Annotated in this window: 16 protein-coding genes; 10 read left to right on the top strand and 6 right to left on the bottom strand. The window is 64.5% G+C overall.

What is annotated here, in order from left to right; translation table 11 throughout:
• Positions 1-231 precede the first annotated feature (231 nt).
• The 4 genes from LJ737_RS09640 (at position 232) to LJ737_RS09625 (ending at position 5,452) form a co-directional block, all read left to right on the top strand.
• Entirely contained in the window at positions 232-1,356 is a 1,125-nt protein-coding gene (locus LJ737_RS09640) for an acyltransferase family protein (protein WP_227765096.1), read from the top strand.
• 849 nt (positions 1,357-2,205) lie between these two features.
• On the top strand, positions 2,206-3,378 hold the full coding sequence (locus LJ737_RS09635) for an acyltransferase family protein (protein WP_227765094.1): 1,173 nt from the start codon (positions 2,206-2,208) through the stop codon (positions 3,376-3,378).
• A gap of 218 nt (positions 3,379-3,596) precedes the next feature.
• Positions 3,597-4,940, top strand: a complete 1,344-nt coding sequence (locus LJ737_RS09630; RefSeq protein ID WP_227765092.1) for an alpha-amylase family glycosyl hydrolase — start codon at positions 3,597-3,599, stop codon at positions 4,938-4,940.
• 32 nt (positions 4,941-4,972) lie between these two features.
• Positions 4,973-5,452 (top strand): DinB family protein, encoded by a 480-nt coding sequence (locus LJ737_RS09625; RefSeq protein ID WP_227765090.1) that lies wholly within the window; start codon positions 4,973-4,975, stop codon positions 5,450-5,452.
• Positions 5,453-5,551: 99 nt separating this feature from the next.
• Here the strand turns inward: LJ737_RS09625 and LJ737_RS26905 are convergent, their stop codons facing one another.
• The gene (locus LJ737_RS26905; protein ID WP_262907874.1) at positions 5,552-9,994 is read right to left on the bottom strand and encodes a GEVED domain-containing protein; all 4,443 of its coding nucleotides are present in this window, start codon (positions 9,992-9,994) and stop codon (positions 5,552-5,554) included.
• Positions 9,995-10,317: 323 nt separating this feature from the next.
• Here LJ737_RS26905 and LJ737_RS09610 point away from each other — a divergent pair, with 323 nt between their 5' ends.
• The gene (locus tag LJ737_RS09610) at positions 10,318-11,670 is read left to right on the top strand and encodes an alpha-amylase family glycosyl hydrolase (protein ID WP_227765088.1); all 1,353 of its coding nucleotides are present in this window, start codon (positions 10,318-10,320) and stop codon (positions 11,668-11,670) included.
• 111 nt (positions 11,671-11,781) lie between these two features.
• Here the strand turns inward: LJ737_RS09610 and LJ737_RS09605 are convergent, their stop codons facing one another.
• The 3 genes from LJ737_RS09605 to blaOXA form a co-directional block, all read right to left on the bottom strand.
• Positions 11,782-12,924, bottom strand: coding sequence for a serine hydrolase domain-containing protein (locus LJ737_RS09605; protein ID WP_227765086.1), 1,143 nt, complete (start codon positions 12,922-12,924; stop codon positions 11,782-11,784).
• A 587-nt stretch (positions 12,925-13,511) separates the two neighbouring features.
• Complete coding sequence (locus tag LJ737_RS09600) at positions 13,512-15,152, bottom strand: N-acyl-D-amino-acid deacylase family protein (RefSeq protein ID WP_227765084.1); 1,641 nt, start codon at positions 15,150-15,152, stop codon at positions 13,512-13,514.
• 89 nt (positions 15,153-15,241) lie between these two features.
• A complete protein-coding gene (gene blaOXA / locus LJ737_RS09595) occupies positions 15,242-16,066 on the bottom strand; it encodes a class D beta-lactamase (RefSeq protein WP_227765082.1) in 825 nt (274 codons plus the stop codon).
• 211 nt (positions 16,067-16,277) lie between these two features.
• Between blaOXA and LJ737_RS09590 the strand changes: the two genes are divergently transcribed.
• Entirely contained in the window at positions 16,278-17,231 is a 954-nt protein-coding gene (locus LJ737_RS09590; RefSeq protein WP_227765079.1) for an aldo/keto reductase, read from the top strand.
• Between the two features lie 179 nt (positions 17,232-17,410).
• On the opposite strand, the gene LJ737_RS09585 is transcribed toward LJ737_RS09590, so the two are convergent.
• The gene (locus LJ737_RS09585) at positions 17,411-18,208 is read right to left on the bottom strand and encodes a CPBP family intramembrane glutamic endopeptidase (RefSeq protein ID WP_227765077.1); all 798 of its coding nucleotides are present in this window, start codon (positions 18,206-18,208) and stop codon (positions 17,411-17,413) included.
• A 74-nt stretch (positions 18,209-18,282) separates the two neighbouring features.
• Positions 18,283-18,753, bottom strand: coding sequence for a hypothetical protein (locus tag LJ737_RS09580; RefSeq protein ID WP_227765075.1), 471 nt, complete (start codon positions 18,751-18,753; stop codon positions 18,283-18,285).
• A gap of 262 nt (positions 18,754-19,015) precedes the next feature.
• On the opposite strand from LJ737_RS09580, the gene LJ737_RS09575 reads away from it, so the two are divergent.
• The 4 genes from LJ737_RS09575 to LJ737_RS09560 are packed head-to-tail and all read left to right on the top strand — an operon-like array spanning position 19,016 to position 22,621.
• Entirely contained in the window at positions 19,016-19,795 is a 780-nt protein-coding gene (locus LJ737_RS09575) for a rhamnogalacturonan acetylesterase (protein ID WP_227765073.1), read from the top strand.
• Positions 19,796-19,836: 41 nt separating this feature from the next.
• Positions 19,837-20,673: a rhamnogalacturonan acetylesterase gene (locus tag LJ737_RS09570; protein WP_227765071.1), complete on the top strand. Its 837-nt coding sequence runs from the start codon at positions 19,837-19,839 to the stop codon at positions 20,671-20,673.
• The gene (locus tag LJ737_RS09565) at positions 20,670-21,620 is read left to right on the top strand and encodes a pectinesterase family protein (protein ID WP_227765069.1); all 951 of its coding nucleotides are present in this window, start codon (positions 20,670-20,672) and stop codon (positions 21,618-21,620) included. The genes LJ737_RS09570 and LJ737_RS09565 overlap by 4 nt, the downstream gene beginning before the upstream one ends.
• A complete protein-coding gene (locus LJ737_RS09560) occupies positions 21,617-22,621 on the top strand; it encodes a pectinesterase family protein (protein WP_227765068.1) in 1,005 nt (334 codons plus the stop codon). The genes LJ737_RS09565 and LJ737_RS09560 overlap by 4 nt, the downstream gene beginning before the upstream one ends.
• The last annotated feature ends 142 nt before the right edge of the window (positions 22,622-22,763 follow it).

Genomic DNA, 22,763 nt, shown 5'->3' with positions numbered 1-22,763 from the left:
TCAGGCTACTGGCCCTCACTGGCTCTGCCCGCTTGTTGATCCACAAGCGGGCAGAGCTCGGTTCCGCCGCTGCGCATCAATTGGGCTGAGCAGCTTGAGTGCTGCCCGCACCTTGGTTTCCCGCAGTTGGTACCTGCCGATCAATTTAAGATACAGGTACCGCGCCTGCGCGGCGTCGCCAAGCCCGGCGGTGGCTCGTATCTTGCCGGTTACGCTACTGTCCTCGCGTCCATGTCTGCTCCTGTCATTGCCGGCTCTCCGTCCTTCGCTACCGCCGCCCGCACTTACCTGCCAGCCCTCACGGGGGTGCGCGCCCTGGCGGCTTACCTCGTGTGCCTGCACCACTACAATCCGTACCCCGTGGGCACCTGGATGGACGACGCGCTGCGCGAGTTTCACGTGGGCGTACCGCTGTTCTTCGTGCTCAGCGGCTTCCTCATCACCTTGCGCTACTTCGGCACCGAGCAGTGGACGGGCCGCTGGTGGGGCCGCTATTTACGCAACCGGGTAGCGCGTATCTACCCCATGTTTTTTCTGCTGACCACGCTGACCTACGCTGTCCTTTTCCTCAGCAAGGGGCCGAGCGTGTTTTACAGTTGGCTTTTCAACGTCACTTTTCTCAGCGGCTTTTTCGACGACTACAAGTACACGGGCATTCCGCAGGGCTGGACGCTGACCGTGGAGGAGTGCTTCTATCTGTTTGCCCCCCTGGCTTTTGCTCTGCTGCGCCGGCGCCCGCGCCTGCTGTGGCTGTTGCCGCTGGCCTTGCTAGGCGTAGGCGCAGTACTGGTCAATACCTTGGGGCGGCTGGAGCACCACGGCCTGTTTGGCAATTACCTGTTCATGTTGCTTTTCACCTTCTTTGGCCGGGCGGTGGAGTTTTTTGCGGGCGTGCAGCTAGCCCTGTGGTTTCGCCGCGGCCAACTGCGCCCGGCCCGGGGCCTGCTCACCGGCGCCGGCCTACTGCTGCTGGCCGCCGTGGTGGCTGCGCTGGTAGCCGTGCGCGGCCCCGCCGACGAGTTCGGGCAGGAAACGCCCTGGGGCGTGGTGCTCAACAACGTCGTGCTGCCCGGCGGCATCGTGCTGTTCTACGCCGGCTTGCTCACCGAAGGCACCTGGCTCCGTCGCTTGCTGAGCACGCGCCTGCTGCAGGTACTCGGCAAAAGCTCCTACGTATTCTACCTCATCCACATCGGCGTGCTGCAGCAGTGTGTAAAGGGCCACGTGAGCACCAATTCCTGGGTGGTATTTGGCCTGATGAACCTGTTGGCAATTGCCCTGTACTACCTGGTAGAGCAACCGCTGAACCGCTGGCTGCGGGTACCTTATGCCGCCGAAACAGTAACTAGGCATTAGCGTAACCTGCCGAATTATTCCATCCAACGCCTAGCTGAGTGACTAAAAAATATGATTCAGCTGCACAGAGATACTCAACCCATCATGCTTTTGACGCTTATCAGATCTAATGCGAAGGCATTCACAATAAAATATCATAAAAAAATATAACCAAAACCAATCTGAAAGTATGTTAGCAAATTTTAATTTTGGCTCATCACCCACCTGTATAAGCATGACATTATAATAATTTTTATGCAAAAATCAGGTAACCTATAAAATACACAATCAATGTTTATTAATCTTTGAACTAAAATCAAATTTTTATACAATCTACCTAAATTCATCTAATTACTAGCTAATTACAAAAATAATTAAATATTTAGCATTTATCTACCGAAGCAAAAATCTCATTAAGGCGCCTGAACTAAACTACTATGAGATCTACTTAGCGAAAGGCATTATCCGCATGTTCAGTCCAAGCCCTGCAGCATCCTTCTGCTTTTGGCCGGCCTGCGGACCACGGTTCTGCTGCCAAGTTTCGATTCGCGGCTTCGTTCACCCTCCCCATCCGGCCCGGGCGCGACAGGTCAGTATCTACGAGGTAAATATCCGACAGAACATGCCCGAAGGTCCGGAACGGACCTTCTCGCATTATTGATAGCCCAGGACCGTTCAGCAACACGGCCAGCAGGCAAGGGACGTCGCCCGTAACAAAAAGGGCTTGAACCAGCAGCTTGGGTTAAAAGAAATGCGGTACTTTTGCTAGCTGATTTACTGACCATTCCCTCTCGGTCAATTGCTGCTACAGTCGCTAGAGAGGGTTTTTCAGCTAACCTAATCATCCCTTCGTCGCTAACCGTTACCGACTTGCAACAACCCCAACTCGATCAGCCCGTCGTCTTACCAGCCGGATCTTCTGTAACCAAGGCAAAGCCGAAGAAATACTATCCAGCCCTAACGGGCATTCGGGCGTTGGCTGCTTACATGGTGTTTTTCCACCATTTCAACCCCCTCCGCACCAACGACGTCTCAGTTAATTTTCTCGGAGATATTGTACAGGAGTTCCACATTGGGGTAACCATCTTTTTTGTATTAAGTGGCTTTCTAATAACAGCGCGCTACATTGATCGAATTACTATTTCCACCAAGTGGTTTATTAATTACATGCGCAATCGAGTGGCGCGCATTTACCCCCTGTATTTCCTATTAACGATTTGCACCTTTATTGTTTCGGCGCTGCACTTGCAGCCCAATGCCTCGGACGGTTGGCCGACGTATAGCCGCGCCGCCAAAATTCTGGTGCCGATATTCAATATCACGTTTATCCGGGGCTTCTTCATCGATATCAAAGCCTCGGGCATTAAGCAAGGTTGGTCGCTAACTGTCGAAGAGTGCTTCTACATCGCGGCCCCTTTCCTGCTGCTTTGGCTGGCGCGCAACCGCAAGAGCATCTTCTTTTTTCCGTTTCTAATTGCTCTGCCGGGCTTGCTGCTGGTCGCGCTCATCGGCTCACCCGACCGCTTCAGCGGCTTTTTTGGCGACTACCGCTTCCTGTTCAACTACACGTTCTTCGGGCGTTGCGTTGAATTCGTGTGCGGCATGGGCTTGGCATTGATTGTAAACAAATACACGTATCAGCAACGCCTCAACGGCTTGTTTACCGCGCTCGGATTTGGGTGGATCCTGCTGTGCCTAATCGGGCTAGCCCTCATTCAGTCCCCAGTCGACGGCTCGGGCTGGTTTAATTATACCACCATTGCCATCAACAATCTAATACTTCCTATCGGGGTGGCAGCCACGTTTTATGGTTTGGTATACGAGCGCACCTGGATTAGCCGGCTGTTTGAATCCAAAACCTTCGATCTGCTGGGCAAAAGCTCTTACGCTTTTTATTTGGTGCACATGGGTATTTTCAGCAATTTCATTGAAGACCATATTACCACCAACTACTACATCATGTTTCTACTGTTAAATGTGGTGTCCATTGCCTTGTATTACTTTATTGAAAAGCCTGCCCAAAAGCTGATTGCCAAATCGTAATTGCGTTCTGGCGCCGTTAGGCCAGGTTACTCAATTCAGATAGTCGTTCACAGGCCAGCATCCCCAGCGCGGCAGGGCGCAGCCCTCGGGCAAATGCGTATGTTTAAGCCATGCGCCCCACTCCCCTTGTGCCCTTGGCCGGTCTGTTGACCGCGGCTCTGCTATCGGGCTGCCAGTCGCAGCCGGCCGACAGGACCGCCGCCCCAGCTTGCCCGCCCGTGGCGGCCCCGTTCGCCACCCAACATCCGGCCTGGGCGCGACAGGCCAGCATTTACGAGGTCAATATCCGGCAGTACACGCCCGAAGGCACCTTTCGGGCCTTCGAGGCGCACCTGCCGCGGCTGCAGAAAATGGGGGTGGGCATTTTGTGGCTGATGCCCGTGTACCCCATCGGCCAAGCACACCGCAAGGGCACGCTCGGCAGCTACTACTCGGTACAGGACTACCGCGCCGTGAACCCCGAAATGGGCACGCTGGCCGACCTGCGCCACTTGGTAGCCGAAGCACACCGGCGGGGCATGCACGTCATCCTCGACTGGGTGGCCAACCACACCAGTTGGGACAGTAAGCTGGCCCGGGAGCATCCGGAGTGGTTCACCAAAAATGCCCAGGGCCAGTTTGTGGCGCCGGTATCGGACTGGCAGGACGTTATTGACCTGGACTTCACGAAGCCCGCGCTGCGCCAATACATGACCGAAAGCCTGCTCTACTGGGTGCGCGAGGCCGACGTGGACGGCTACCGCTGCGACGTGGCCGGCCTCGTGCCCACCGAGTTCTGGAACAGCTCCCGCGCCGCGCTGGAGCACCTTAAGCCGGTGTTTATGCTGGCCGAATGGGACGAGCTGCACGACCCACCCTTTCTGCAGCCCGGGCAGTTCGACCCCAACACCCGCCTGCTCGAAAAAGCCTTCGACGCCACCTACGCCCTGCGCCTGCGCTACCTGCTCGACAGCGTGGCCCGCGGCCAGCAGCCCGTGGCCGCCATCGATACCTACCTGCGGGCGGAGCGCCGCAAGTACCCGGCGGGCGTGTACCTGATGAACTTCACCTCCTCGCACGACATCAACAGTTGGACGGGTACCGAGTACGAGCGGCTGGGCCCCAACGTGCAGCCCCAAGCCGTGCTGGCCGCCCTGCTGCCGGGCATCCCGATGGTGTATTCGGGCCAGGAAGCGGCCCTGCAGAAGCGCTTGAAGTTTTTCGACAAAGACCCGATTCCCTGGAACAACTACCCGCTGCAGGATTTCTACACCCGCCTGCTGCAGCTCAAAAAGCGCAACCCCGCCCTGGCCAACGGCGACGCCTGCGGGCAGTTTACCCGCCTGCCCACCGCTGACCAAAACGTGTACGCTTTCGTGCGCCACCGCCCAGCCGGCCCCGAGGCCGTGCTGGTGGCCGTGAACCTCGGCCCGGAGCTGCGCGAGCTGCCGGTGCCCGCCGCCTGGGGCGGCGCCTACCAGGATGTGTTTGTGGACCAAACCTTCACGCTGGCACCCGGCGCTGCCCTGCCCCTGCCGCCGCACAGTTACCGCGTGCTGGAGCGTGGCCCCCAAACTAACTGAGCGCCGCCCTCTCTGCCACTTTCTTCCCCTGCATGGACGACTTGCTCCGCGCGCAATACGCCCTCACCCAAAGCGCCCGGGGCGTGCTGCTCGACTACTGCGCCAGCCTCACGCCGGCGCACTTGGTAGCCCCGCTGCCGGCCTTCAACAACAGCAGCATCCGCGACTTGCTGGTGCACATGGCCAACACCTACTACCACTGGCTGGGCGTGGTGGCGCGGCAGCTTCCACCCCGCTATTTCGAGCCGGCTGCCGTGCCCGACGTGGCCGCCCTGCGCACCTGCTTTGCTCGCGTCGATGAGTTGGTAACGGAGTTTCTGGCCCGAGCCGCCGGCCACGAGCAACAGGCCGAATGGCTGACCGTGACCCGCCGGCCCGAACCGCTGCCGCTCACGCCGCTGCAGCTGTTCACCCACGTGCTCACCCACGAATTCCACCACAAAGGCCAAGTGCTGAGCATGAGCCGGCAGCTAGGCTACCTGCCCGTGGACACCGACGTAATTCGAACCTGAACCGGAGCCGCCGGGCAAACGCACAACGGCAGTAACGCAACAAAGCCGCCGGGCTCCGGGCTCGGCGGCTTTGTTGTATGCGCGTGGCTACGCCGGGGCTTACCGCTCCAGCAGCAGGCGGGCGGTGTGCGGGCCGGTGCGCACCAGGTACACCCCACGGGCCTGGGTGGCCGGCAGCTGCAGCTGGGCCGTGCCCGCGGCGTCGGCCCGCACGGTGAGGACCACTTTGTTCAGCACGTCGAGCACCTGTACCACGGCGCCGGGCTCGGCCCCGGTAAGCTTGGCCGCGGCGGCGGTGGGGTTCGGGTAGAGCGTGAGGCCGGCGGTACCCAGGGCCACGGCGCGCACCTCGGAGTAGCTGGCCGTGCCGTCCTGATCCACTTGGCGCAGACGGTAATAAGCGCGTTTGCCCGCGGCGGGCAGGTTGGTATCGGTCAGCGCGTAGCTGCGGACGCTGGTGCTGGTGCCGGCGGCTTCAACTGTGGCAATGCGCTGGAAACCGGCCTCGTCGAGGCGGCGCTCCACTTCAAAGCGGCTGCTGTTGCGCTCGGTCGCGGTGGCCCAGGCCAGGCGCACGGCCGCTGGGCCGGGCGTGGCCGTAAAGCGCAGCAGCTCCACCGGCAGCGGCGAGGCGTCGGCCAGGGTAATGAGGTAGTCCTCGGTTTCGCCGTACCAAGCGGTGGCACCGGCCGTCTGCCCGTCGGTGGCGGCAATGGCACCGTTGCGCCAGCGCACCCGCAGGCGCGTCGGGCCCAGGTGCACCGTGGCGTTGTTCGGAATGGTCAGGGTCGTGTCCAGCGTGACCGACGCGCCGGCCGAGCCGTTGAGGTTGGAGCGGCCAAAGCGGAAATACTCGCCCGCGTCGAAGGTGGCGCTGTGGTCGTAGTCAATCCAGAGCGCACCCTGCGAACCGCCGTTGTTCGATTTCACGATGACGCGCAGCGGGTAGCTGCTGCCGCGGCTGAGCGTGGTGGTCATGGCTTGGTTGGCGGTGAAATCGGCGTAGCCGCCGCTGGCGTTGGCGTCGGTGGTGTTGGTAAAGCCGCTGCTGCCGTTCACGCTCACGCTGCGGATAAACTCGTTCGTACCGTCGCCCACGACGGGCGTCGGGTAGCAGGTCAGGAAGTCGACCTGGCCCACCGCCACGGTGTTCGAGGGCTGCGTCTGGGCGCTGGCCGCGCACGTCACCTGCACGCGGTAGTCGGTAGCAGCCTCCTGGCGCGGCACGGCGTAGGTGGCGGCCGTAGCCCCGCCGATGGGCGCAAAGGTACCGGCGCCGGCCGGGCTGCTTTCCCACTGGTAGCTCAGGCCCGTCACGTTGCCGGGCACGGCGGCCGTAAGCGTGAACGGGCTGTTGACGCAGGCACTGGCCACGCTGGCCGCGGCCGTAGCCGTGGGTGCCCCGCCGCTGCACGGCGTCTGGCCCAGCAGCGTGATGGTGTAGTCCTCGGTTTCGCCGTCGTAGGTCACCGAGCAGGCGTCGCCGGCGGCAAAGTTGCCGTAGGCCGCGTTGCCGGCGTTGGTGCGGATGCGCAGGCGCGTGGCCCCGCTCAGCACCGTGGCAGACTCCACCGGCAGCACGATGCTGGCCGTGGTGGTAAGGCTGGTCGAGGGCGTGCCGCTGGCCACAAACTCCGTCGCGTCGAACGAGCCGTTGTGGTTGAAGTCAATCCAGACGGCGTAGCGATAGGAATTGGCGTTGGCCAGGGTCAGCGTGAGTGGGACGGTGCTGCCCAGGTTTAGGCTGGTGGTGGCCGCGCCGGTGGGCGCAAAGGCGGTGTACGTGCTGCCCGCGCAGCCCGAGCTGTTGTCTAGCGTGCCGAGCTTCACGTTGGCAATGGCGCCGTAGGTGGCGCAGCCGTTGGTCGACGCGGGCGCGCAGTAGCACTGGTCGAAGCTGTTCTGCCCCACCGCCACCACGTTCGACGTCACCGGCGTGCCCCCGTACTGGCAGCTGACTATCAGCTGGTAGTCGGTGGCGGCCGTTTGGCCCGTCACGGTGTAGGGGTTGGTGGTGGCGCCGCTGATGTCGGCGAAGGCGCCGGCCCCCGCCGGGCTGCTCTGCCACTGGTAGGTGTAGCCACCCAGGCTGGTCGGGATGCTGCTGGTGGCCAAGCTGAACGAGCCGTTGGCGCAGGCGCTGCTCACCGAGGCCGTGGCGGCCACAGTGGCCGGGGGCGCCGTGCAGGTGGGCGCGTCGGCAATGGTGACGAGGTAGTCCTCGGTTTCGCCGTACCAGTTCGTGGTGCTGTTCACGTGCGCAAAGCAGGCGTCGGTGCCGCCGAAGGGGTCGTTGCGCCAGCGTACCCGCACACGCGTCGGGCCCAGCTCGGCCGTCAGGGGCACGGTCAGGTCCTTGGTGAACGTGACGATGGTGGCAATGGCATCGGAAGACCCCAGCGGAATAAACTCGCTGGCCTCGAAGGTGGCGCTGTGGTCGTAGTCGATCCACATGCCGCCGGTCGAGCCGGTGTCGTTCGAGCGCACCGACACGCTTACCCCGTTGACGTAGGCCACGCCCCGGTAAAGCGTGGTAGTGGCGCTGGCCAGGCCGGTGTAGTCGCTGTAGCCGGTGGGCGAAGTGGCGGGGTTGGTGCTGCTGTTGGCGAAGCCGCTGCTGCCCGGCAAGGTCACGTTGGTGATGTACTCGTTGGTGGGCACGCCGGTGGGGGTGCAGTAGCAGCTGAGGTAGTTGCGCGTCACCGTCACCGGGTCGGAGGCCAGCGCAAGGCCGCTGTTGGTGCACGTGACCAGCACGCGGTAGTCCGTGGTGGCCGCCTGGCTGCTCACGGCGTAGGCGGGCGTGGATTGGGCCGTGCCCAGGTTGGTGTAGGCGCTGGTGCCGCTCACCCGGCTCTGCCACTGGTAGCTCAGGCCCGTGGTGCCCGGTGCAATGCCCGTCAGGCCCAGGGTAAAGCCCGTGGTGGGGCAGGCCGCGCTGGTCGAGGCCGTGGCCGCGGAGCTGGGCGGCGTGCCCGAGCAGGCCACCGGGGCCGTCAGGGTGAGGTAATAGTCCATCGTCTGCCCGTACTGGGTGGCGGTGCACACGTTGGAGTAGGTATCCAGCACCGTGTTGCTGCGCAGGTCGGTGCGGATGCGCAGGCGCGCGGTGCCGGCCGTGGCCCCCGCGGGCACGGCAATGCTGGCCGACAGCGCGTTGGCGGTAGACGTGCCGTAGATGGCGCCGCCGCTGGTGCGCAGCACAAAAAACTCGCCGGCTTCAAAGCTGCCGTTCTGGTTGAAGTCCACCCAGGCCGAGGCCCGGGCGCTGCTCGGCACCGTCACCGTGAGGGTGTAGTTGCTACCCGCCACCAGCGTGGCCGTGCTGGCCGGGTACAGCGCGTAGTAGGGCGAGCCGCTGATGGTGCCCGGCGCGTGGCTGAGCGTGCTCTGCTCGCCCGGCAGCGTCACCGCCGTCACGTTGGTGTAGCTGGTGCTGCTGCTGCTGCGGGCCGGCGGCGTGCAGTAGCACGTCTGGGTGAGCGGCACGGCCGCCGATACCACGCTGCTTCCCCCGAAGGCGCAGCTTACCACGGCGCGGTAGTACGTGGCCGCCAGCTGGCCGGTGGCCGTATAGGCGGCACCCGTAGCCCCGCTGATGTCGGCGAAGTTGCTGCCGTCGGCCGACTGCTGCCACTGGTAGGTGTAGCCCGCCTGGGCCGGAAGACCGGTCAGCGCGAGGTAGATATTGGTGGAGGCGCAGGCCGTGGTCAGGGCCGTGCTGCCGCCGTAAGAAGTGGTGGCCACTGCCTGCAGGGAACCGGGCGCGGCCGAACACACCGGGTACGAGCCCACGCTCACGGCCATGGCGTCAATCACGCCGGTGCCGTCCAGTTTGGTCACTTGCACGCTCTCGATGAGCTTCTGCACGTTGCCGCCCGCCAGCGCCAGCTTGAGCTGAAAGAGGCGCGGGTCCGGGGCGTTGTTCTGAATGGTGTTGGTCGTTCCGGTGGCGTTGCTCTGCACGCGCCCGCCGATGTTGAAGGCCACAGCCGCGTTGTCGGCCAGAGTGGCCCCGCCCAGAAACCAGTTGGGCACGGCCTGCGCGCCGAAATCCTGGCTGCTGCCGTCGGTGAATTTCACCGTCAGGTTGGCCGAGCTGGGCCCGCTGCCGGCCGTGAGCAGCACGTACACCTCGGCGGCGGCCTGCGGCGAGGCCAAGGCCAGGGTTCCGGTCGAGCCGTTGGCCGCCAGGCGCAGGGCGTTGTTGGCGGTGTAGTCGGCGAGGGCAAAGGAAAGGCCCGCGGTGGCGGCACTGGCAAGCGTGCGGCTCATGGGCAGGCCCGTGGTGTGGGTGGTGGAGGGCGCGGCGGAGGTGGTGTAGTCCACCGCCATCAGGTAATAATAGGCGCCGTCGGTATCGGCGGTAGTCGAATTCTGGGGTTTGGTTTGGCCGGTGCCGTTGGCCACGATGTCGGCGGTGTAGCTGCTGGGGGTCAGCGCCACCGGGCTATACGATACCTGGGCCCCTGAGGTGAAGCCGGTGCCCAGGGCCAGGGCGAGCAGCATCAGCTTGAGGAAAAGCGTAAACGGGTGCTTCATGTAAGGAGGGTTGTTGGGTGAAGGACTGACTCATGGAAGTGGGTGGGAATCAGGGTCGGAACAAGGGTACTCCTAGGCAAGCAGCGGATACATCACGAAAAAGAACAAGACTTAATTATATAATATTCATATATCGATCTATTAACATTATTCCGGGCAAAATACCACGCGCAGGCATAGGTTTTACACAGCTCGACATTTATCCGCCCGCCTGCCTGCTTTCCTTTTGGTTACTAGACGCCGGGCCGCGCCCCCGATTGGCCTGCCGGGCCGGTTTTGCGTACACGCAGCTCGTTTCTTCCTTCTTCCCCACCGCCGCTGCCGTGCCTGCTCTACCGCCGCACCCCGACCAACACCTGTTCCAGGTGCGCCACCCCGAGTGGGCGGCCACTGCCACCATTTACGAAGTCAACACCCGCCAATTCACGCCCGAAGGCACGTTCCGGGCGTTCGAGGCGCACCTGCCGCGGCTAGCCGCCATGGGCGTAAGCATCGTGTGGCTGATGCCGGTGCACCCCATCGGGCACGTAGGACGCAAGGGCGCGCTCGGCAGCCAGTACGCCGTGCAGGATTACTTCGCTGTCAACCCCGAGTTCGGCACGCTCCACGACCTGCGTCAGCTCGTGCAGACGGCCCACGCGCTGGGCATGAAGGTGCTGCTCGACTGGGTGGCTAACCATACGAGCTGGGACAACCCGCTGGTGACCGAGCACCCCGACTGGTTTCAGCGCGACGAAGCCAGTAACCTGCTGCCGCCCGTGCCCGACTGGTCCGACGTGGTGGCCCTGGACTACCGCCAGCCCGCGCTGCGCCGCTACATGACCGACGCCTTGCTCTATTGGCTGCGCGAGGCCGACGTAGACGGCTACCGCTGCGACGTGGCCGGCCTCGTGCCCACCGACTTCTGGGACGAAGCGCGCCTGGAGCTGGACGCGGTGAAGCCCGTGTTCATGCTGGCCGAGTGGGACGAGCTGTACCCCTCGGGCGGGCTGAGCTGGGAGAATTTCAACTCCGACACCAAGCTGCTGGAAAAGGCCTTTAATATGTCCTTCGGCCTGCGCCTGCATTACCTGCTCGACCACGTGGCCGAAGGCCAGGCGCCGCTGCACGCCATCGATGAATACTTAGCGGCCGAGCGGGCCAAGTACCCGCCCTCGGTGTACCTGATGCACTTCACCAGCAACCACGACGTGAACAGCTGGGACGGCACCGAGTACGAGCGGCTGGGGCCCCTGGCCCTGCCCTTCGCCGTGCTCACCGTGCTGCTGCCCGGCATGCCGCTGGTGTATTCGGGCCAGGAAGCCGCCCTGCGCAAGCGCCTGCGGTTCTTCGACCGCGACCCCATCGACTGGCAGGACTACCCGCTACAAGACTTCTACTCCCGCCTGCTGCAGCTCAAGCGCCGCCACCCCGCCCTGCGCAATGGCGACGTAACGAGCCACTTCTGCCGCCTCGCCTGCGGCCCCCAGCAGTACGCCTTCCTGCGGGAGCAGGGTGCGGCCGCCGTGCTCTGCGCCATCAACATTGATTCTGCCAGCGCCGACGTCACCCTGCCCGAAGAAGCCGCCGGCACCTGGCGCGACGTGTTCAGCGGTGAGCCGCTGCTATTCGCCACCGGCGAGGCACTGCCCGTGCCCGGCCACGGCTGGCGGGTGCTGGAGCGAGTGGTCTTGTAGGCCTTCTTGCAGCAGCGGGGGATAAAATTACGCTACGCCATTTCACTGTAACTGACCGAAACCGTACGGCTAGCGCCAAGGCGCTCTTTTCGCCTTGAACTTGTTTACTCATCATCGACCCAACCGGTGCTCGTATTTAGCCAGCGTGTTCCAAATGGCATACATCGCGACTTCCGAAGCCCTACTGGATAAGTTGGTGTTCATCATCAACAGCCGGCCAATGCCGGTTTTGGGGTCAAAAAACAGCAGCGTCACCACGCCGGGGTCGCCGCCGGTATGGCCGATGAAGCCGGTGTAGCCAAAGCCCATGAACACGCCCACGTTGTAGGATTCGCTGAAGGGGTTGCGCTCGTTGCGCTCCTCGAAATTGTTGGCCGTCAGCTGGGGGCGAAAATAGTCGCGGTAGCTTGCCGGTCGCAACACCGTGCCCTGACCCTTATAGCCCCGAATTAGCTCGCGTAAGTACCGACTCATGTCGGCCACGGACGAGACCAACCCGCCATCGGGGTAGGTGGTCAGCGCGTAATAGGGCAAGGGCACCGCAGGGGCTTGGTACGGCCGCGCGTACTGGGCGAAATCGACGTTGCCAACATTCCACCCCGACGCCCGCATGCGCAGCGGTCGGGTAAGATATTGGGCCGTAAAAGCTGGAAAGGGCTGGCCGGTGGCCAATTCCACCACGTACGCCGCCAGGCAGGTCCCTACGTTGGAATACTCGTACCGTTCGCCGGGCCGACGGGCCAGAAAGCTCGTGGCTTGGTACCACTTGCCCTGCGGGGTCAGCACGTTTTGCAGAAACACGGGCAGGGCCACCGCCGAATCCGCCGGGATAAACGTTTGCTCTTCCCGAAAGGTCCGCGGTAAGCCCGTGAGGGATTGGCCGGGCTTGAGGTAGAGGTTATTGCTCAGGTAGTAGTCGTTGTCGCGGATGCTGGAGGTGTGGTTCGCCAACTGCCGGAGCGTAATCGGCACGTCGGGGAAGGCTGGGTTCACGACCTGGAAGGGCAAATACTGGTTGATGGGGTCGTCCAGGGTGAGCTTGCCGAGTTCCTGGGCCTTGAGCAGGGCTAGCCCGACCACCGTTTTGCTCACCGACGCAATGGGCTGGCGGGTGTGCACATCGTAGGGCGTACGCGCCTCTGCGTCGGCGTAGCCAAAGCCGTGTTGGTAGAGCGCCCCCTGATCAGTCACGATGGCCACCCCGAAGCCGTTGAAATGGCCCTGGCTCCGCAACGTCTCCAGTTCGGCCGTCAAGGAATCCTGCGCGGCGCGACGGTGGGCGGACTGCGCGACTCCTGGCGTAGCCAGCCCGCAAACAAGGCATGATAGCAGGATAGTGAGGGTTCTAAGCACGAAATAGGTAGAAAGAATGAACAGTACTATTCATTAGATGATACGGGCAGCAAATAAAAGGCAATTTTATCCTACTGTTTGCTTTCCTTGCTCTGGTGTCTTCGTGCGTATCGATTGAGTAAAAACGCTACACTAGTCACAGGAAGATTGGGGTAGTAGTGTATCCTTCGTCCCATTCCAAAGGCACCTTCAATAAGGACAAAAAGAGCCGTACGCTTACGTAAGTGCGGCGCGCAGGTGCTTGCAGTAGCTCTTGACGCTGGATAGGCTGATGCCGGTCAGTTCCACCGTTTCGACTGCAGAAAGGCCTTTGCCGGGGACGGGTTCGCCCAGGCCCTGGTCCTTGTGATGGAACTACAGACCGGGACCCGGCGCAAGTTGCTGGTCGACGCCCCAACCGGCTTCATCACGCCTTCTTACAGCCACGCCTGACGTTATCAAACACATATCGGCCAACGATGCCTGGGCAGCGTAAGCTTATACGGACGTTAGCGCCGCGACTCACCCGTTTTCCCAGCCGGAGCGCCGGGCAGGTGCTGCGTGGCTCCGGGCCCGCGCAATACCTGCCCGGCGCGGGTGCCCACGTGCTGGCCTTCCCACACCGTCACGCGCCCGTTGACGAGCACGTAGCGCATGCCCACCGAGTACTGGTGCGGCTGGGCGAAGGTGCTGCGGTCCTGCACGGTCAGCGGGTCGAACACCACCAGGTCGGCGGCGTAGCCGGGGCGCAGCAGGCCGCGGCCCGCGAGGCCGAAGGTTTGGGCCGGCAGGGAAGTCATGCGGCGAATGGCTTCTTCCAGCGGCAGCACGCGCAGCTCGCGCACGTAGCGGCCGAGCACGCGGGCGTTGGAGCCGTAGCCGCGCGGGTGCGGCACACCTTCCCGCCACACCCTGATGCTCGCGTCGCTGGCCACCATGTTGTGGGGGTAGCGCATGATCTGCTGCACGTCGTCTTCGCTCAGGCCGTGGAAGATGGCGCTGGCGTCGTGCTGCTGCACCAGCTCCAGCACGGTGGCGGCTTCGGCGCGGGCGTGGTGCGGGCGTTTGCGCCGCCGGTTGATTTCCTCGATGCTCAGCCCGTTCAGCGTGGTGTCGGGCGGAAAGTTGGCCACCACCACGTAGCTGAAATGGCGCAGCTGCCGGGCGTGCAGCCGCCGCACCATGCTGCGCAGCACCGCCGCGCGCACCCGCGGCCGCAGCAGGCGGGCGCGCAGCGAGTCGGCTCCGTCGGCCTGCACGTCGTCGGGCAGCAGGGTGCTCAGCGAAGTGGACGAGGCCGTGTAGGGGTACTGGTCGATGGTCACTTCCTGCCCGGTCCGCCGGGCCGTTTCGATGAGGTTGAGCAGCTCGGCAGTGCGGCCCCAGTTCTGCTGCCCGCCCAGCTTGAGGTGCGAAATCTGCACCGGCAGGCCGGCTTCGCGGCCCACGCGCAGCGCTTCGAGCACGGCAAAGGCCACGCTGTCACTCTCGTTGCGCATGTGGGTGGCGTAGAGGCCGCGGTAGTGCGCCGCCACCCGCGCCAGCCGCACCAGCTCGGGCAGGCGGCTGTAGGTGCCCGGCACGTAAATCAGCCCCGACGACAGCCCCACCGCCCCGGCCCGCATGGCCGAGTCGATGAGCGTTTCCATGCGCTGCAGCTCGGTTTCCGTGGGGGCGCGGCGGGCCCGGCCCATCACGGCCTTGCGCACCGTGCCGTGGCCCACCAACGACGCCACGTTTACCGACAAGCGGGTGCTGTCGAGCAGGCGGAAGTAGCGGCGCAAATCCAGGCGGGAGGAACCGCAGTTGCCCGTCACCACCGTCGTCACCCCGTCGTAGAGAAAGTTGTCGGCCGTGGGCTGGCGCACGTCGTCGTCCTCGATGTGGGTGTGCACGTCGATAAAGCCCGGGGCCACGGCCAGGCCGGTGGCGTCGATAACCGTGTCGGCCGGGTAATCGGCGGGCAGCCGGCCCACGGCCACGATGCGGCCGGCGCGCACGGCCACGTCGCCGTAGGTCCAGGCGTTGCCGGTGCCATCGTAGAGGCGGCCGTGGCGGATGAGCACGTCGGCACGCGGCTGCTGGGCCCGGGCCGGCGGGGCCAGGGCGAGTAGCATCAGCAGAAAGCGCAGCCGCAACAAAAGCTTCATACACGCAGATTAGGCAATTCGCCGCCGAAAACGACGAGGTTAGCTCCCTTATTGAGCCGCAAACGGGGCCCGCGGTGGCAGGGCCGCAGCTACCCCAGCCAGCCCAGCTCCGCCAGGGCCTGCTCCACAATGGCGCGGCGCCCCGTCTGAAACCGCTCGTCGGCCACGTGGTCGGGCTGGGTTTCGGCGTTCAGGGCGAAAAACACGGTGCGCCCGTCGGCCCGCGTGAGCCAGCCCACAAACCAGCCGATGTCGCGGTTTTGGGCCGAGCGGAAGCGCCAGCCGGTTTTGCCGCAGAAGGTGTAGGCGGCCGTTTTCTGGAGCACCAGCAACTGCTTCACGGCCCGCTGGTGCCGAAGGGCTACGGGCAGTCGTTCGGCGTGCAGGCGGCGCAGAAACTCGATTTGCTCAAACGAAGTGAGCCGCGAGGGGCCGCCCAGCCAGAACGTGTCGAGGGTGGCGGCCGTGACTTGCATGCCGGGGTAGCCGATGCGGCGTAGTTGCGCGTGGTAGCGGGCCACGCCCACGCGCCGGGCCAGCTGCTGGTAGCAGGGCACGCACGACACGCGCAGGGCCCGGGCGTAGGTCATGTCCTGGTTCCATTGCGGGAAGCTGCGCTTGACGCCGTCCCACTTGCAGATGTCGGCCGTGTCGCGCAGCGCGCCGGTTTCCAGGCCGATGAGCGTGTTGGGAATCTTAAACGTGGACGCGGGGATGAAGCCTTGCCGGCAGCGCTTGGGGTTGTAGGCCGTGAATTTCCCCGTTGCCGCGTCGTAGAGCAGCAGCGAGCCGCGCAGCCCGTATTTGTCGAATAGGGGCTGAAAGTTGTGCTCGGTCGGGCCGGATCCGGCCAGCGGCGGTGCGGCCGGCAGGCTCAGCAACGTCAACAGCAGCAGGCAAAGACGAACTAGCATGGCGCAAGCGGACAGGGTTGGGACTGGCAAGTTACCGCGTTCGGGCCGACTGCGCGCTGGCGCGCACCGCTCGGGCACGCAGCGGCGCCGGCGGCTCCGCCATCGGTGGATGCCCCGCGCACGGCCAGCCCGCACGACTGCGGAGGGACCGAAGTCCAAACCCAAGCGCCCTTCGGGGAGTTATAGCCACTCCTACCAACCCTCCTGAACCATGCAACAACGCGAACTGGGCCGCTCCGGCCTGCGCATTGCGCCGCTCGTGCTCGGCGGCAACGTCTTCGGCTGGACGGCCGACCAAGCCACGTCCTTCCGCATCCTCGACGCCTTCGTGGCCGGCGGCGGCAACGCCATCGACACGGCCGACGGCTACTCGGTGTGGGTGCCCGGGCACGTGGGCGGCGAATCTGAAACCATCATCGGCCAGTGGCTCAAGCAGCGCGGCCGCCGCGACGACGTTATCATCGCCACCAAAGTCGGCTGGGAAGTCAACGCGGAAAACAAGGGCCTGAAAAAAGACTACATCCTGCGCGCCGTGGAAGGCTCCCTGCAGCGCCTGCAAACCGATTACATCGACCTTTACCAGTCGCACAAGGACGACCCGACGGTGTCGGTGCAGGAGCCGCTGGAGGCCTACGCCCAGCTCATCAAGGAGGGTAAGGTGCGCGCCATCGGGGCCTCCAACTTCTCGGCCCAGCGCCTGACCGAGGCGCTGCAGGCCAGCGAGCAGCACGGCCTGCCCCGCTACGAGACGCTGCAGCCGCTCTACAACCTCTACGACCGCGCCGACTTCGAGCGGGAGCTGCTGCCGGTGGTGCAGCAGTACGGCCTGGGCGTGATTCCCTACTACGGCCTCGCGGCGGGCTTCCTCACCGGCAAGTACCGCTCCGAAGCCGACTTGCAGAAAAGCGCCCGTGGCGGCGGCGTGGGCCAGAAATACCTGAACGAGCGCGGCCTGCGCATTCTAGCGGCCGTCGACGAAGTGGCGGCCCGGCACCAAGCTACGCCCGCGCAGGTGGCCCTGGCCTGGATCATGGCTCAGCCCGGCCTGACGGCGCCCATTGCCTCGGGCAGCAAGCCCGAACAGATCGAGGAGCTGCTGCCGGCCCTGCAGCTGCAGCTTAGTGCCGATGACCTCCGCGCCCTGGAGCAGGCCAGCGCCTCCTAGGGCAGCAGCGCACAATAGTCCGCCAGAGCCTCTTGCTAGCGTACGGTCTGCGCCACCAAGCACGCCGGCCCGTTGACTGCACAAAAAAGCCTCCGTCAGTTGCTAGCGGAGGCTTTTTTGTGCCATTGCTTAGGCCCGCGGCCGGCGGCCCGGCCGGCTAGCCGGGCGCAGCACCGGCGTTAGGCCCTGAACTGTCGACTGAACAGCCGGCGGCCGAGCGTGCGGGCCACCAGCAAGTGCACCGGAATCAGCAGGACCATGCAGATGGTCAGGGCCCAGAGGCCAGAAAACGGATTTGGGCCGTCGGCGACGCTGAGCACGTCGTGGCCGAGGCGGTAGACGATGTTGCCGGCCCAGTGCGCGCCCACGGCGTACCACAGATTGCCCGTCACGACCAGCGGAATGGCAAAGCTCACCCCCAACACGAACAGGTAGGTGAGTTGGGCCGGGCCGCTGCCGAGGGCGTACACGTGGTTGAGCACGTACACTGCCGCCGACGCCAGCACCAGCGCGCCGGGCTGCAGCCGCCCACTCAGATGCCGCCACAGGTAGCCGCGGGTGAGAATGTCTTCGGCCAGGGAGGGCAGCAACGTGCCCAGCCCGAACAGCAGCAGGCCCTGGGCCAGCGCGGCCGGGGCGGGCCACGGCCCCAACACCTCAATGCCCAACCCAAGCCGCAGTCCAAAGGCCAGCAGGTTGCCCGCAAGACCAATCAGCAGGCCCGCGCCCAGCAGTATGGCACCGCGGCGCCCGCCACCGAGCCCCCAGGCGCTGAGCCCGCCCAAGCCCTGCCACCGCGCCACGGCGTAGGCCACGCCCACCACGGCCAGCATCAGAATTAGAAACAGCACCACCTGCTGGTGAAAGCGCATGGTGTACTCGGCCGCGTGGTAAGTGGCGGCCAGCAGCAGAAAACCCAGCACGGGCGAAAGGCGCTGCCCCGCCCGCACGGGGCGCGGCGCAGACGTGGTAAGCACGAGTCGCGGAACGTTAGCAGTAAGCGTAGACCGCGAATATAGATCTAGTCGATTATTTGTCCGGCGCGCCGGCACTACACCCCGCTGCCGACGGCCCCGGACTGGGGAGCGTCGTCGCTCAGCAGCCAGCGTTCCGCCGCCTCCTCGCTGTCGAAGTAATCGACGGCGACCGGCACGTTGGTGTTGGTCATCTGCGTGACTATCTGATTGGTAGCCATGCGATTGAACAGATTAAAGGCCTGCACCACGGCCCCGCGGTTGTAGCCAGTTTCGCGGGCGGTATCGGGCACCCACTGCTCGGCCAGCCAGCGCTGCAGGGGCGGCGAAATGGGCGGCATGTGGCGGTGGTCGGAGAGAATCCGGGTTACGCCGAACTGCTTCAAGGCCTCGGCGGTAGCCTTGTATAGGTCGCGCACGTTGGCCTCGCGGCCGGGCGTGCGGTGCCAATCCAGACGGAGGTAGCCCGCGGGATAATACCAGATAGTTCCGGCGGGATTATCGAAGTATTGCGTGGGGGCGGCTGAAGAGGAAGAAGAAGCAGTCATTAGCAATAGCGCGGAAAAACGGGGCGGCAACTTCGGCCACAGACGCGGCGGTGGGCCGGTGGGTTGCGCCCTACTACGCGCTAAAGATGGCAACGTTCCCGATAACGATTGCGCAGAAAAATGCGCGGGCCCGCTTGCACGCCGCCCGGGAAAGCCCCAACTATCGGGTGGTGAGTGAAATGCCCCGGCGCCGGCCGCTGCTTTCGGGCAGGCGGGTTGGCGCCGCGGGTGCTTGCATTTTTCTCGCTCACTGGCTTGCACTATGCGTATTCGTTTTGCGGCCGGCGCCTTGCTCCTGCTGCTCCTGGCCGCCTTCACCGCCCCGGCCCCCACGTCCATCAAGGTCTACCTCGTCGGCGACTCCACCATGGCCCAGAAGGAGGTCAAGGCTTACCCCGAAACCGGCTGGGGCACCCCCTTCGCCGTGTTCTTCGACGAGACGGTGGCCGTGGACAACCGCGCCCAGAACGGGCGCAGCACCAAAACCTTTATCACCGAAAACCGCTGGCAGGCCGTGGTCGACGCGCTCAAGCCGGGCGACTACGTGTTCATTCAGTTCGGCCACAACGACGAGGTGCCCACCAAGCGCAGCTACACCACCGAAACCGAGTTTCAGCAGAACCTGCTGCGCTTCGTGACGGAAACCCGGGCCAAGAAGGCCATGCCGGTGCTGCTCACGCCGGTGGCCCGCCGCAAGTTCGACGCCGCCGGCAAGGTGGAGGACACCCACGCCGCCTACGCCGAGCTGGTGCGCAAAGTGGCCCGCGCCAACCAGGTGCCGCTCATCGACCTGAGCCAGACCAGCATGGCCCTGCTGCAGCAGTTTGGGGTCGAAAATTCCAAGCTGCTCTTCAACCAGCTCGTGCCCGGGGAGCACCCGAACTACCCCGACGGCCGCGACGACAACACCCACTTCTCGGAGCTGGGCGCCCGCCGCATGGCCGAGCTGGTACTGGCCGACGTGCGCGCCCTCAGGCTGGAACTGGCCGAGCGCATCGTCAAGCGCGAGTCGAAAAAGACCGTCGACGCGCAGGCGAAGTAACCGCCGGTTTGCCCAGCGCGTCATCTCCATTCCGTTTCCCTATGCCCACCCACCACCGCGTCCTGCTGCGCCGCTTCTGGCCGCTGAGCTTGCTGCTCTTGCTGCTGGCGGCCTTCACGGCGCCCCCCGCCCCGCCCAAGAAGCTCAAGCTCTACCTCATCGGCGACTCCACCATTGCCCAGAAAGTGCGGCAGACCTTCCCCGAAACCGGCTGGGGCATGCCACTGGGCACGTTTTTCGACACGACGGTGGTGGTGGACAACCGCGCCCAGAACGGGCGCAGCACCCGCACCTTTTTGGCCGAAAACCGCTGGCAGCCCATCGTCGACGCCCTGCAGCCCGGCGACTACGTGCTGATCCAATTCGGCCACAACGACGAATCGGAAGCGCACCCGGACCGCTACACCTCCCCGGCCGACTACCGCCGCAACCTGCTGAAGTTCGTGCAGGAAACGCGCGCCAAAAAGGCCTACCCGGTGCTCATCACCCCGGTGACGCGGCGCAAGTTCAAGGACGGCCGCCAGCAGGAAACCCACGTGGCCTATTCGGCCGCCACCGCCGAGCTAGCCAAAGCCGAGCGCGTGCCGCTCATCGACCTCGACAAGCTGAGCCGGGAGCTGCTGCAGCAGTTCGGCGAGGAAAACTCCAAGCTGCTGTTTCTGCAACTGGCCCCGGGCGACCATCCCAATTACCCCTACGGCCGCCAGGACAACACGCACTTTTCGGAGCTGGGGGCGCGCAAGATGGCCCAGCTGGTTGTGGGTGAAATCAAAGCGCAGCAGCTGCCGCTGCTCTCGGAGCGGATGGCCCAGCCCCTGCCCAAAAACGCCGTGCCGCCCGCCGCCGGTGCCAAAGACGCTCAACCGACCACGCCGTGAAGTACCTCCTCGTTCTCGTTTTCAGCTGGCTTACGCTGGGCCGGGCCCTGGCCTACGACTTCGTGGTGGCCCAGGACGGCTCCGGGCAGTTTCGCACGGTGCAGGAAGCCTTCAACGCCGTGCCCGACTTCCGCAAGAAAGTCACCACCATCTTCGTCAAGCGGGGGACATATAAGGAGAAGCTCATCCTGGCCGGCTCCAAAAACCTGGTGCGCCTTATCGGCGAGGACCGGGACCGGACCATCCTGACCTACGACGACTACAACCAGAAGAAAAACATCTTCGGCGAGGAGAAGGGCACGTCGGGCTCGGCGAGTTGCTACCTCTACGGCACCGATTTCACGGCCGAAAACCTGACCTTCCAGAACTCCTCGGGGCCGGTGGGCCAGGCCGTGGCGCTGTGGGTAGCTGGGGACAGGATGCGCTTCAAGAACTGCCGCTTCCTCGGCTTCCAGGACACGCTGTATACCTACGGCTACGGCTCGCGCCAGTACTACCAGGACTGCTACATCGAGGGCACGGTGGATTTCATCTTCGGCTCCTCGACGGCGTGGTTTGAGGGCTGCACCATTTTCTGCAAGCAGAAAGGCTACGTGACGGCCGCCTCTACCCCCGACAGCGTGCGCTACGGCTACGTGTTCAACAACTGCCGCGTGAGCGGCGACGCTCCGGCGGGCTCCTTCCTGCTCGGCCGGCCCTGGCGGCCCTACGCCAAAACGGTGTTTCTGCGCTGCGAGCTGGGCCCGCAGATTGGCGCCCTGGGCTGGGACCATTGGGAAAAGGAGTCGAACAAGCAGACCGCCCGCTACGCCGAGTACCAGAACCGCGGCCCCGGGGCGCAGCCGGCCAAACGCGTGATGTGGAGCCACCAGCTCAGCGACGAGGAAGCCCGGCAGTACACCGTGGAGCACGTATTCCGCAACTGGAACCCCAAACTCGACCTGTGAGCAAGCTCTTTTGGCCCCTGCTGACGGCGGCCTTGCTGCTGAGCGGCCCGGCCCTGCGCGCCCAGACTACGCCCGCCCCCGCGGCCAAAGCCCCCGCGCCGCCCTCGTTCAACCAACCGGTGCGGCTGGTGGTAGCCGCCGACGGCACGGGCGACTACCGCACCGTGCAGGAGGCCGTCATGGCCGTGCGCGACTTTATGCAGGTGGAGGCCGTCATCTTCCTCAAAAACGGCACCTACCGCGAGAAGCTGCTGATTCCGTCCCAGAAAACCCACATTACCCTGCTCGGGGAGAGCCAGCAGGGCGTGGTCATCAGCTGGAGCGACTACTCCGGCGACGCCGAAAAGCACACGACCTACACCTCGTCCACGGTGCGGGTGCAGGGCAACGACTTCCGGGCCGAAAACCTCACCATCGAAAACGCGGCCGGGCCGGTGGGCCAGGCCGTGGCCCTGCACGTGGAAGGCGACCGGGCGCAGGTGCGCAACTGCCGGCTGCTGGGCCACCAGGACACGCTGTTTCTGGCCCAGGACAACAGCCGGCAGCTCTACCAAGACTGCTACATCGAGGGCACCACCGACTTTATCTTCGGCGCGGCCACGGCCGTGTTTGAGCGCTGCGTCATCCATAGCAAGTCCAACTCCTACGTCACCGCCGCTTCCACCACGCCCCGGCAGGCCTTTGGACTGGTGTTTTTGCACTGCCGGCTGACGGCGGCGCCGGCGGCCACCACGGTGTACCTGGGCCGGCCCTGGCGCCCCCACGCCCGCACGGTGTTTATCGGCTGCGAGCTGGGCGCCCACATCCGGCCCGAGGGCTGGCACAACTGGGGCCAGCCCGACAACGAAAAGACGGCCTATTACGCCGAGTACCACTCGACGGGCCCGGGCGCGCCGACGGGGCAGCGCGCGGCCTGGAGCCGGCAGCTGACGCGCCGCGAGGCGCGGCAGTACACTACGCAGAAAGTATTCGGCGACTGGAACCCCACGCCAGCCCGGTAACTTGCTTTTCGGCAACTCGGTCCCGCCGGCCCCGCAGCTGCGGCGGCCGGCGGCCTTGTTTTCGGGCATTGCCTGCACCGCACCGCCCCGCTGCGCCTGCGCGCCGGTGCGCAGGCGCAGCGGGGCGGTTCCGGAGGTACGG

The sequence above is a fragment of the Hymenobacter sp. 15J16-1T3B genome (assembly GCF_020711235.1).
GTDB lineage: Bacteria > Bacteroidota > Bacteroidia > Cytophagales > Hymenobacteraceae > Solirubrum.
Note: the sequence above shows the minus strand (reverse complement) of the source record. Positions and strands in the feature narration are given on the sequence as shown.

Coding starts and splice junctions, on each gene's coding strand:
- LJ737_RS09570 (WP_227765071.1), top strand. CDS start 19,837: ATGCCCACCCACCACCGCGTCCTGCTGCGCCGCTTCTGGCCGCTGAGC.
- LJ737_RS09600 (WP_227765084.1), bottom strand. CDS start 15,152: ATGAAGCTTTTGTTGCGGCTGCGCTTTCTGCTGATGCTACTCGCCCTG.
- LJ737_RS09625 (WP_227765090.1), top strand. CDS start 4,973: ATGGACGACTTGCTCCGCGCGCAATACGCCCTCACCCAAAGCGCCCGG.
- LJ737_RS09640 (WP_227765096.1), top strand. CDS start 232: ATGTCTGCTCCTGTCATTGCCGGCTCTCCGTCCTTCGCTACCGCCGCC.
- LJ737_RS09580 (WP_227765075.1), bottom strand. CDS start 18,753: ATGACTGCTTCTTCTTCCTCTTCAGCCGCCCCCACGCAATACTTCGAT.
- LJ737_RS26905 (WP_262907874.1), bottom strand. CDS start 9,994: ATGAAGCACCCGTTTACGCTTTTCCTCAAGCTGATGCTGCTCGCCCTG.
- LJ737_RS09575 (WP_227765073.1), top strand. CDS start 19,016: ATGCGTATTCGTTTTGCGGCCGGCGCCTTGCTCCTGCTGCTCCTGGCC.
- LJ737_RS09590 (WP_227765079.1), top strand. CDS start 16,278: ATGCAACAACGCGAACTGGGCCGCTCCGGCCTGCGCATTGCGCCGCTC.
- blaOXA (WP_227765082.1), bottom strand. CDS start 16,066: ATGCTAGTTCGTCTTTGCCTGCTGCTGTTGACGTTGCTGAGCCTGCCG.